General features: G+C 70.6%; 11 protein-coding genes. 4 read left to right on the top strand and 7 right to left on the bottom strand.

The features are described 5' to 3' along the window. Positions 1-151: 151 nt before the first annotated feature. The 4 genes from ACFWRO_RS12225 to ACFWRO_RS12210 all read right to left on the bottom strand — a co-directional run bounded on the left by ACFWRO_RS12225 (position 152) and on the right by ACFWRO_RS12210 (position 2,926). Positions 152-628 (bottom strand): MarR family winged helix-turn-helix transcriptional regulator, encoded by a 477-nt coding sequence (locus tag ACFWRO_RS12225; RefSeq protein WP_384508199.1) that lies wholly within the window; start codon positions 626-628, stop codon positions 152-154. Between the two features lie 129 nt (positions 629-757). Further along, on the bottom strand, positions 758-1,546 hold the full coding sequence (locus ACFWRO_RS12220) for an AIM24 family protein (protein ID WP_384508196.1): 789 nt from the start codon (positions 1,544-1,546) through the stop codon (positions 758-760). Beyond that, the gene (locus ACFWRO_RS12215) at positions 1,543-2,193 is read right to left on the bottom strand and encodes an AIM24 family protein (RefSeq protein ID WP_384508193.1); all 651 of its coding nucleotides are present in this window, start codon (positions 2,191-2,193) and stop codon (positions 1,543-1,545) included. The genes ACFWRO_RS12220 and ACFWRO_RS12215 overlap by 4 nt, the downstream gene beginning before the upstream one ends. A 94-nt stretch (positions 2,194-2,287) precedes the next feature. Then, complete coding sequence (locus ACFWRO_RS12210; RefSeq protein WP_384508190.1) at positions 2,288-2,926, bottom strand: AIM24 family protein; 639 nt, start codon at positions 2,924-2,926, stop codon at positions 2,288-2,290. Positions 2,927-3,052: 126 nt separating this feature from the next. On the opposite strand from ACFWRO_RS12210, the gene ACFWRO_RS12205 reads away from it, so the two are divergent. The 4 genes from ACFWRO_RS12205 to ACFWRO_RS12190 all read left to right on the top strand — a co-directional run bounded on the left by ACFWRO_RS12205 (position 3,053) and on the right by ACFWRO_RS12190 (position 7,638). Then, the gene (locus ACFWRO_RS12205; protein ID WP_384508187.1) at positions 3,053-3,400 is read left to right on the top strand and encodes a DUF3817 domain-containing protein; all 348 of its coding nucleotides are present in this window, start codon (positions 3,053-3,055) and stop codon (positions 3,398-3,400) included. After that, positions 3,397-3,690: an MTH1187 family thiamine-binding protein gene (locus ACFWRO_RS12200; protein ID WP_384508184.1), complete on the top strand. Its 294-nt coding sequence runs from the start codon at positions 3,397-3,399 to the stop codon at positions 3,688-3,690. The genes ACFWRO_RS12205 and ACFWRO_RS12200 overlap by 4 nt, the downstream gene beginning before the upstream one ends. 168 nt (positions 3,691-3,858) lie before the next feature. Next, entirely contained in the window at positions 3,859-5,679 is a 1,821-nt protein-coding gene (locus ACFWRO_RS12195) for a glycosyltransferase family 2 protein (RefSeq protein ID WP_384508181.1), read from the top strand. A gap of 3 nt (positions 5,680-5,682) precedes the next feature. Then, positions 5,683-7,638: a galactose oxidase-like domain-containing protein gene (locus tag ACFWRO_RS12190; RefSeq protein ID WP_384508178.1), complete on the top strand. Its 1,956-nt coding sequence runs from the start codon at positions 5,683-5,685 to the stop codon at positions 7,636-7,638. Between the two features lie 3 nt (positions 7,639-7,641). Here the strand turns inward: ACFWRO_RS12190 and ACFWRO_RS12185 are convergent, their stop codons facing one another. From ACFWRO_RS12185 to ACFWRO_RS12175, 3 genes are read right to left on the bottom strand one after another with little or no spacing between them, the layout of a single operon-like run. Then, a complete protein-coding gene (locus ACFWRO_RS12185; protein ID WP_384508175.1) occupies positions 7,642-8,424 on the bottom strand; it encodes an alpha/beta fold hydrolase in 783 nt (260 codons plus the stop codon). Positions 8,425-8,456: 32 nt separating this feature from the next. Then, positions 8,457-9,509: a glycoside hydrolase family 6 protein gene (locus ACFWRO_RS12180; protein WP_384508173.1), complete on the bottom strand. Its 1,053-nt coding sequence runs from the start codon at positions 9,507-9,509 to the stop codon at positions 8,457-8,459. Positions 9,510-9,530: 21 nt separating this feature from the next. After that, complete coding sequence (locus tag ACFWRO_RS12175; RefSeq protein ID WP_384508170.1) at positions 9,531-10,541, bottom strand: DUF5937 family protein; 1,011 nt, start codon at positions 10,539-10,541, stop codon at positions 9,531-9,533. Positions 10,542-10,947: the final 406 nt, after the last annotated feature.

Genomic DNA, 10,947 nt, shown 5'->3' with positions numbered 1-10,947 from the left:
GCCCTGGCGGACGGCATCGTGGCGTTCGATCAGTACCCGTACGCGGGGGGGGACCTCTTCGTGGCCTAGCTCTCGGGCACCTTCTCGGGGCAGCGGGTGGTGCCCCGGTGCGCAGCGCGCACCGGGGCCCCTCGTTGCTGTGCTCAGGGTCCTACGGCTTGCCGCGGCGGCCCCGCAGCTGGTCCGCGACCGGCTTCAGGGACTCGTGGAGGTCGCCGAGGGCGTCCGGGGTGAGCTGGTCGATGAAGTGCTTGCGCACGGACTCCACGTGGTGGGGCGCCACCTTGCGCATGGTCTCCATGCCCTCGTCGGTCAGGACCGCGTAGAGCCCGCGCCGGTCCGACTCGCAGTTGACGCGGCGCACGAACCCCGCGTTCTCCATGCGGGTGATCTGGTGCGAGAGCCGGCTCTTGGACTGCAGCGTCGCCGTGGCGAGGTCGCTCATGCGCAGCCGCCGTTCCGCCGACTCCGAGAGGTTCACCAGGATCTCGTAGTCGTTCATGGTCAGGCCGAAGGGCTGGAGGTCCTTCTCCAACTGGTACGTCAGCATCCGGAAGACGTCCAGGTACGTGCGCCACGCGCACTGTTCGGCATCGGTGAGCCAGGGGGTGGCCGTCTCGGTCTCCATGTATGGATTCTACCTAAGAAGTTGAATTCTGGACGAAGTCGGTGAGCGTACGGAGTGTGACGCCAGGCACCCGGGCCCGACGAAACTGGGTGCAGATGTTCGAGGGCGTCACACTCCGCAGACTACCGGCTACAGCCCGAAGCGCCGCTGGAGGTCCCCGAGCTGTCCGGGAAGGCGCGGTGCCTGGCCGTGCGCCCCATGGCCGGAACCGTGCGCCCCGGGAACACCGCCCGGGACACCGGGCTGCCCGCCCACCTCGCCGATCGCCCGTTCGGCCATCAGCAGCTCGCTCGACTGGAGCAGTACCGTACCCGCTCCGACGAACTCGAACTGATGCTCCTCGCCCGAGGTGCCGCCGATCCCCGTCAGCGCCCGGACGCCGCCCATCACGCCCGTCATGTAGCCGTGGTCGTAGTGGTGGCACGGGGACGGGCAGTCCGCCCAGCCGACCAGCGCCTGCGGGTCCACCCGCATCGGCGGCTCCATGAAGACCACCGGGCCGTTCGACGCCGCCACGAACTTGCCCGTGCCGATCAGCGTCACGAACCCCGGCACGATCGACTGCTTCAGCGCCAGCGTCGGCTGGTACGCCAGCAGGTTCCCCGAGCGGATCGTCAGATTGCCCTCGTCCAGGTCGAACGAGTTCACGTCGAAGGCCCGGTCGGCCAGCAGCATCTTGCCGCTGCCCTCCGCCACCACCCAGTCGCTCGCGTGCAGCGGCGAGTGGAAGGACGTACGGACCAGCCGGTCCAGGCGCCCGTGGCCGATGCCGTTGAAGTCGATCCGCCCGTAGTAGGCGATCATCTTCCCCTTCTGCAGGAACCACTGGGAGCCCTTGAGCTCCACGCAGAAGGTGTACGGATTGACGTTGTCGTCGGACGGGAGCGAGTGCGGGTCGAGCACGACGGGACCGGTCACAGCTTCTCCTCCGAGGCCTGCACGTACACCGCACCACTGCCGCTCAGCTCCAGCTGGAACGCCTCGCCCGAGCCGCGCCCGACCATGTCGCGCCAGCCGAGCGCGGTCGAGAGCTTGTTCCGTACGTCGCCGTGGTGCGCGACGTACGCCTGCGGGTCCACGTGGACCGCGCGCCCCGGGGTGATCGGCAGCTCGATCACGCCGCCGTGCGCCATCACGGCGACCGCGCCGTGGCCCTTGAGCGTGGTGGTGAAGAGCCCCTGGCCGGTCACCTGGCCGCGCACCATGCCCATGACCCCGCCCTGGGAGCCCATGAACATCGTGCCCTGCTGCAGGGTGCCGTCGAAGGCGAGGAGCCGGTCGGCCTCCACGTACAGGGTGTCGCCGGTCAGCTGGATCACCTGGATGTGGTGGCCGCCGTGCCCGAACATCACCGTGCCGTTGCCCTCGACGGTCATCAGCGGCGTCGCCTCGCCGGCCACCCGGCGGCCGAGCATCGACATCACGCCGCCCTGGCCGCCGGCGATGTTCGGCGTGAAAGTGACGTCGCCGCGGTAGGCCAGCATCGCGCCGCGTTGGCTGAACATGCGCTGCCCGGGGATCAGCTGGGCCTCGACCACCCTCGAATTGATCTCGCGGAACGGCATCAGGCTGCACCTCGATCGTTCGCTTCTCCGCCCGCGCGGCGCAGAGGTGCGGCCATCGTCGTCGTCTGCGGGCGAGTGGCCGCGCGTGCGTCGCTCACAGTTCGCCCCCGATCGTGTTCCGCTCGCTCGGCTGGACGTACACGAGCCCGTCGCCCTCGAAACGGATCTGGAACGCCTCGCCGCCGCCCTCGCCGAGGATCGTGCGGAACGTCACACCGGACTGGAAGCTCTGCTGGAGGTTGCCCTGGTGGGCGACGTACGCGCCGGGGTCGACGGAGAGCGGGTACTGCGGGGTCACGCGCAGCACCACCGCCGGGCCGTCGGACATGATCGCCGCCTGGCCCGTGCCCTCGATCGTGGTGGTGAAGAGACCGTTGCCGGTCGCGCCGCCGCGCATGCCGGTGAAGCTCGTGCCGGTGCGCAGCCCCGCGTCCGTGCAGAGCAGGTTGCTCGCCTCGACGTAGAGCTTGTCGCCGTGCAGGGAGACGAGGTTGATCTCGGAGGCGCGGTCGGCGAACCAGCAGGTCCCCTGGCCCTTCACCTCCATCACCTCCATCTGTTCGCCGGTCAGCCTGCGGGTGACCATGCCGCGCAGGCCCTCACCGCCGCCGGACATCTTCTTGAAGGCCATCTGGCCGTCGTAGGCGACCATGGAGCCGTTTTTCGCCTTGACGCCGTCACCGGTCATGGAGACGGCGAGCACTTTGCTGCCTTGGAGTCGGAACGTAGCCACGAAGGGAGATTACGGGCCCCCCGGATAAAGAGTCAGCAAAGTCGGCGTGCACAATGGAGCCCGCCCACCCTTGTGCATCCGTTCACAAGATCGCGTACACAAGATCGAACGAAGGTGACCCCCTCCGTGGACATCAAGACCGCCTCCTCCCTCCACCGCCTCCGACTCGTCTCCGCTCCGGAGGCCGTCTCCTTCCTGCTGCTGCTGGTCTGCTCGGTGCTCAAGCGGACCACGGAGTTCAACGCCGTGCCCGTGATGGGCGCGATCCACGGCATCCTCTTCATCCTGTACGTGCTGTTCTGGCTGGACGCCTGGAACCGCACCAAGTGGCAGTTCAAGACCGCCGCCCTCTACTTCGTGCTCTCCGTCCTGCCCCTCGGCGGCTTCTTCGCCGAGCGCAAGCTCAAGCGCGAGGCCGCGGACGCCGTCATCGCCTCCCGCGCCCGCCGCGACGGCACGGTGAACGCCGCGTGATCGTCGCGTTCTCGGTCACCCCGCTCGGGGTCGGTGAGGAGGTCGGCGAGTACGTGGCCGACGCGGTCCGGGTCGTACGGGAGTCGGGGCTGCCGAACCGTACCGACGCGATGTTCACCTCCATCGAGGGGGAGTGGGACGAGGTCATGGACGTCGTCAAGCGCGCCGTCGCCGCCGTCGAGGCGCGCGCTCCCCGGGTGTCGGTCGTGCTGAAGGCCGACATCCGGCCCGGCGTCACCGACGGACTGACGACCAAAGTCGCGACCGTCGAGCGTCACTTGAACGGCTGAGCGGCCGTCGGCCTGCACTACCGCACGGAAGAGCCCCCGACCCCTTTGGGTCGGGGGCTCACCCGTACGCGCGTCGAGAACAACCCGCTCGGAGTACTCCAGTCGACACGCCGATGCTTCTCCCCTTTTGTGGGGGTATCGACCTGTCCGACGGCAGCTGGAGGCACCGTGCGGCCGAGAGGCTACGACTACGAGACCTACAGCCGACTCGCCGGTCCGCTCGCGGAGCCGGGCACGGCGGCCTACACGGTGCAGTACCGGAGCCTGCTCTCGAAGGAGCCGCACCGAATACGCGCCGTCCTTCTCATGAGCCTCGCGCCGGTCCTCTCGGCGCTGCTGCTCGTCTACCTCGTCTGGCCCAGCCACTGGACCGTCCGGGAGGGCGGCGACCGATGGCTCGTCAGGTTCGACGCCGTGATGCTCGTGTCGATCGGGCTCATCTGCTTCTTCATGCTCGTGAACGTCACCTCGATCGCGCACGCCACGATGGTCGCGCGCGACCCCATACCCGTGTACCCGGAGAAGGGCACCCGGGTCGCCTTCCTCACCACGTACGTCCCCGGCAAGGAACCGCTCGCCATGGTCCGCCGCACCCTCGAAGGGGCCGTACGCCTCCGGCACGAGGGCACGCTCGACGTCTGGCTCCTGGACGAGGGCGACGACGAACGCGCCAGGGCGCTCTGCGCCGAACTGGGCGTCAGGCACTTCACCCGGGCCGGGATACCCGAGTGGAACCGCAGGAAGGGCGCCCACAAGGCCCGCACCAAGCACGGCAACTACAACGCCTGGCTCGCGATGCACGGAGACGCGTACGACTTCTTCGCCTCCGTCGACACCGACCACGTACCGCTCCCCAACTTCCTGGAGCGGATGCTCGGCTTCTTCCGCGACCCGGACATCGCCTTCGTCGTCGGACCGCAGGTCTACGGCAACTACACCTCGCCCGTCACCAAGGCCGCCGAGTCCCAGCAGTTCCTCTTCCACGCGCTGATCCAGCGGGCCGGCAACCGCTACCGCGCGCCCATGTTCGTCGGCACCAACAACGTCGTACGGATCTCCGCCGTCAAGCAGGTCGGCGGTCTCTACGACTCCGTCACCGAGGACATGGCCACCGGCTTCGAGCTGCACCGGAGGAAGAACCCGGGCACCGGCCACTTCTGGCGCTCCGTCTACACCCCCGACGTGCTCGCCGTCGGCGAGGGCCCGGCCTCCTGGACCGACTTCTTCACCCAGCAGCTGCGCTGGTCCCGTGGCACGTACGAGACGCTGATCAAGCAGTACTGGAAGACCCCCTTCCGGGTCCCGCCGGGCCGCTTCCTCAACTACACGCTCATGCTCGTCTACTACCCGATGACGGCGATCAACTGGTTCCTCGGCATCCTTAGCTGCGTCCTCTTCCTCTGTCTCGGCGCGTCCGGGACCCAGGTCTCCACCTCGGTCTGGCTGATGATCTGGAGCGACGCGGTCGCCCTGCAGATCGGCCTCTACCTCTGGAACCGGCGCCACAACGTCTCGCCCCACGAGCCCGAGGGCTCCGGCGGCCTGGCCGGCATGGCGATGTCCGCGCTCTCCGCGCCGATCTACCTCAAGTCGCTCGGCTCGGCGGTGCTGCGCACCCGGGGCCGTTTCGTCGTCACCCCCAAGGGCGGCGAGGCCAGCCCCGACCGGATCCTGACCTTCCGGGTCCACCTGTACTGGGCGGCGGTCCTGATCGCCTCGCTGCTCGCCTCCGTCCACTTCGGGCACACCCACGCGGCCATGCGCACCTGGGCCGTGCTCGCCCTGATCATCTCCCTCGCCCCGGTGGCCGTCTGGGCCTGGACCGTCCTGCGCGACCGGCGCAGCCGGCGGGTGCGGGACCGCGCCCGTGCCCGTACCCGGGCCCGCCGCCTCACCCCCGCGCACGAGGCCGTCGAGGTCCGCGCCGCCGCCGCCCCGCACCCGCCCGCGGCCACCGCGCCCGCGCCCACGACGACCGGAGGGAACTGAGCCATGGCCCACCGGTCGTCGAAGAAATTCAGGAAGACGCTGTTCGGCGGCGGCGCCGTCGTGGTCCTCGCGGCCCTGAACGCGCCGGCCGCGGTCTCGTTCGTCGGTGAGAAGTACCACGCGTACAAGATCGCCCAGCCCGGCTACAAGAAGAGGTTCGGCTCCTGGGCGCCTGTCTCCGTCCCCGCCGGACACAGCGTCAACGCCATCCACGCGGCGCTGCTGCACACCGGCAAGGTGCTGCTCATCGCCGGCTCGGGCAACGACCAGAAGAACTTCGACTCGGGCACCTTCGACACCATCCTCTGGGACCCGAAGAAGAACACCTTCAAGAAGATCCCCACCCCCGAGGACTTCTTCTGCTCCGGCCACACCCAGCTCGCCGACGGCCGCCTCCTGGTGGCCGGCGGCACCGCCCGCTACGAGATCCTCGAAGGCGAGGTCAAGCGGGCCGGCGGCGGGATGCGGGTCAAGAACGAGAGCCCCGACAAGGCGGTCACGCTCAAGAAGGGCACGGTCTTCCGCTCCCCGTCCGGGGTCGAGTACGTGTCGAAGTTCGACGTCACGGTCCCCAAGGCCAAGCGCGACTTCGAGATCGCGTACTTCAGCAGCGGCCAGATGAAGCCCTGGACGACCAAGATCACCGCCGCCGAGGCGCGGGTCTTCGTGGAGGCGAGGAAGGAGGGCGCGCAGGCGCTCACCACGCAGGCCGCGCAGTACGAGATCGTCGGCCTCAAGGGCGAGGACGCCGACAACGTCTACGGCCTCGCGCAGCGGCTCACCACCGAGAAGCAGGACTTCCAGGGCATCAGGGGCGCCTACGAGTTCGACCCGAAGGCGGAGAAGTACATCCCGGTCGCCCCGATGAAGGACGCCCGCTGGTACCCGACGCTCGTCACCCTCCAGGACGGCAAGGTCCTCGCGGTCTCCGGGCTCAACGACGTCGGCGACGTCGTCCCCGGCGACAACGAGATCTACGACCCCAAGACCAAGAAGTGGACCAAGGGCCCCTTCCGCTACTTCCCCACCTACCCGGCGCTCTTCCTCACCAAGGGCGGCAATCTGCTGTACACCGGCTCCAACGCGGGCTACGGCCCCGCCGAGAAGGGCCGCGAGCCGGGCCTGTGGGACCTGCGGACGAACACCTTCACCAAGCTGGACGGTCTGACCGACCCCGACCAACTGGAGACCTCCGCCTCCCTGATGCTGCCGCCGGTCCAGGCCCAGAAGGTCATGGTCCTCGGCGGCGGCGGGGTCGGCGAATCCCCGAAGTCCACGGCCCGAACGTCGATCATCGACCTCTCGAAGCAGACACCGTCCTTCACGGACGGACCGTCCCTCCCCCAGGGCACCCGCTACCTCAGCAGCGTCCTCATGCCCGACGACACCGTCTTCACCACCGGCGGCTCGGAGCGGTACCGGGGCTCCGGCGGCAGCGACATCCTGAAGGCGCAGTTCTACGACCCCCGCGCCAACGCCTTCTCGGCCGCCGCCGAACCGACGGTCGGCCGCAACTACCACTCCGAGGCGCTGCTGCTCCCCGACGGCCGCGTCGCCACCTTCGGCTCCGACCCGCTCTACGGCAACCAGGCCAACACCAAGCTCGGCAGCTTCGAACAGCGCATCGAGATCTTCACCCCACCCTCCCTCCACCGCGCCGGCACCAGCCGCCCGATCCTGGGCGAGGCCCCCCAGAAACTGGAGGAGAACGGCCGAGTGACGATCCACACGAAGGACGCCTCCCGCATCACGAAGGCCCGCCTGATGCGCCCGAGCGCGGTCACCCACACCACGGACGTCGAACAGCGCTCGGTGGAACTGCCCCTGAAAAAGACAAAGGACGCGCTCACGCTGGAGGTCCCCGCCGACCGCACCCTGGTCCCACCCGGCTGGTACATGCTCTTCGTCACGGACGGGGACGGCGTCTCGTCGGAGGCGAAGTGGATCCAGGTGGGGTGAGGGTCAGGCCTGCGCGCCACCTTCCGAGGCCAGGAACTGCTGGACGGATTCGGCGAAGGCGTCGGGCTGGTCGTGGTGGACTACGTGGCCGGCGGGTAGTTCGACGAGGCGGATCGAGCGCTTCGCCGCCATGTCGCGGGCGTGGGCGGACGACAGTTCGTCGCTGTGCGTGCCTCGGATCAGCAGGGTCGGGCATCGCACGCTCAGCCAGTCGTGCCAGTGGTCGGCGGAGAGTGCTTGCTGGGACCGGAGCGTGTCGGCCGTGTCGAAGGAGAAGCCCCAGCCGTCCGGTCGCTCCCTGAAGGTCCGCTCCAGGTACGGCGCCGCCGCGCCCAGGGCCTCGACGAGTCCGGCTCGGGTCGCGGCGTGGGCGGGCAGTTTCTTCGTGAAGGTCAGGTCGATGTCGCAGACCGCTCCGACGTCCTCGACGACGAGCGCGGTGACGCGGTCGGGATGGCGGGCGGCGAACTGGTAGGCGTTCGCGCCGCCCAGGGAGTGACCGAGCAGGGCGACGTCCGCAAGGCCGAGGTGGTCGAGGAGGGCCGTGACGTCGTCGACGTAGCCGCCGCGCTCGTAGTCGGTGGCCCGGTCGGACTCGCCGTGCCCCCGCTGGTCGAGCGCGATCACACGCCATGAGGAGCCCAGTCGCTCGGCCAGCGGAGCGAAGTCCGCGCCCTCGCTGAAATGCCCGTGCAGGGTGATCAGAACCGGGCCCGGCCCGCCGAAATCGAGGTAGGAGAGTCTGCGCCCGTCCACCTCGAAGCTGCCCCGCACACCTTCGTCCATGGCCGGCGAGTCTAGCTCGGGCCCTCAGCCGGTCAGGCCTTCGCGCGGCGGGCCAGGCCCAGGGCGTAGTCGGGCCACCAGGTGCCGGCCGCCGGGCCGCCGCGGCAGGGGCCGTCGGAGTCGCCGGGGCGTTTGATCCAGAGGTAGGCGTCGACGAGTTCGTCGCCCGTGCGGTCGGTCGGGGGGACGCCGAGGGAGCGGCCCGGTGGATTGCACCAGGCCTGCTCCCGGTCGCCCGGGAGGGGGCCGTCGCCGTTGCGGCTGGTGTCGACGGTGAAGTGCGTTCCGCCGAGCAGGCCGGAGAGCTTGGCGCCGAAGCCCTTCACGGTGTCGTTGGTCTGGAAGTTGGAGACGTTGAGGGAGAAGCCGTCGGCCCGGTCGATCCCGGCGCGGCGCAGGGGTTCCACCAGCTTGCCCGGCTCGTCGATCCAGGCCGGGTTGCCCGCGTCCAGGTAGACCCGGGTGTTCGGCTGCCGCTTCAGCCGGTCGATCGCCTCGGAGAGCAACTCGTAGCGCTCGTGGTGGTACTGGACGGGCGTGCAGCCGTCCACGACGTGCGGCACCGCGTCCGGCTCCAGGACGACGACCGCGGGCGCGTCCCCGATCGCGGAGGCGAAGGAGTCGACCCAGGTGCGGTACGCCCGGCCGTCGTGCGAGCCGCCCGCCGAGTACATCCCGCAGTCCCGGTGCGGGATGTTGTACGCGACGAACACCACGGTCCGCTTGTCGGCGGCGGCCCCGCGCACCGCCTTGGTGATGTCCGGTACGGGATCGTCACCCGCCGGCCACTCCGCGACCGGCCGTTCCGCGATCCGCTTGAGCAGCCGCGCGTCCTCGGCGCGGCCCTCCTCCTCGTACTGCCGCACCTGCCGGGCCGCGTCGCTGTCCGGGTCCACCCAGAACGGGGAGCCGCCGGTCGGGGCGACGGACTCGGCGTGCGTTGACGGCGGGCCGACGGGGGTCTGGGCGGGTCCGGCGCCGCAGCCGGTCAGGCTGGTCAGGAGCAGGGTGGTGGCCAGGGCGGTGAGTGCGGTGTGGCGGGAGCGGGGGCGGGAGTGGGAGCTGGGGCGGGTGCGGGACAACACCGGCTCATCGTTACATCTCGGTCAGTCGGTGGATGGGTGCGACACCGGAGACCCCGTCAGGGCCATCCCGATCGGCGTGCGTTCGTACAGGACCTGGTGGCCATAGCGGCGGGACGTCAGCAGGCCCGCGTCCCGAAGGACCGACAGGTGCGCCGAGACAGAGGACGGGGCCAGGCCCAGGCGGTGCGCGAGCGCCGTCGTGCCGGCCGGTTCGTCCAGCGCGCACAGTACGTCCGCGCGAGCCCGTCCGAGCAGCCGGGCGAGCGCCTCGGGGGTCCGGTCGCCGGGGGACTCGGTCCACAGGCCGCCGATCCCGCGCGCGGGGTACGCCACTGTCGGCTGCCAGGGCGGGTCGAAGCCGCTCACCACGTCGGGCCAGGTGAAGACGGAGGGCACCAGGACGAGGCCCTGGCCGTCGAGGGCGCGGATGTGTTCGCCCCGGTACGCCACGGTGAGCGTGGCGGTGTCCGACGTCCAGTCGAAACCGGGGTGGAGTTCGCCGAGGAGGCGTTCGAGCCCGCCCTCCGCGAGCCTGCGCGAGTGGTACGCCACGTCCGCCTCCAGGAGCGCCCGCAGCCGGGGCCAGTCCGGCGCGACCAGGGCCTCCCAGGCCGCCTGGAGCAGGTCCGCGAGCCGCTCGACGGCGCCCGCCGGATCGGCCAGCATCCGCCGCCCCTCGTCGCTCGCGGCGGCGCCCGGGCTCTCGGCGAGCGCCCGCGCGAAGTCGGCCCGGGCGAGGGCCGGGTCGGTCTCCCGTACGGCCGCGATCTCCTCCTCGAAGGAGGCGGCGGGGCCCAGTGGCGGCGGGTAGAGGAAGTCGGGGCTGTGCCCGCGCTGGGGCATCAGCAGGTGCAGCGGCCCGAGTTCGAGCCCCTCCGCCGCGCCCCGGATCCGCCGCAGCCACGGCAGGTGGTAGCCCTGCTGACGGGGGCGCGCGAGCACGCGCACGGCGGAGTGCGTCTCCCAGAGCGGCGAGAGCGCGAACCGGATCCGCAGAGGGTCCGCGTCGCCGAAGTGGAGGTGGTACGGCATGGGTCGGGCTCGCTCCACGGATGATGAAGATTCGGCTGGAGCCGAAAGTCTAGGCCGGGGGAGGGCGAGACCGGCAGTCTGCCGCCATGCCGAAGCCCCCGTCCGGATCCCGGTCCGGATCCCCGTCCGCGCCCACGTCCGGGCCCCCGCCCACCACGCGACCGCCCGGTCCGGGCAGGAGCCCCGACGAGCCGGGCCTGCGGCCCGAAGCCGCTACCGGGGCCGGGGCCGGTTCGGCGACGCGCCAGCCCGGCGACGAGGGCGGGCCGCGTTCCGGGCCCCGTCCCGGACCTCCGTCCGCCACACGACCGCCCGAGCCCGGCGAGCCGGCCGGCCGCCCGGCCGATCGCGCGGGCGTCGGCCCAGCCGCTAGCGCCGACCAGCCGGGCCTGCGACCCGGTGCCGG

This window comes from Streptomyces sp. NPDC058579 (genome assembly GCF_042718575.1).
Taxonomy (GTDB): domain Bacteria; phylum Actinomycetota; class Actinomycetes; order Streptomycetales; family Streptomycetaceae; genus Streptomyces.
Note: the sequence above shows the minus strand (reverse complement) of the source record. Positions and strands in the feature narration are given on the sequence as shown.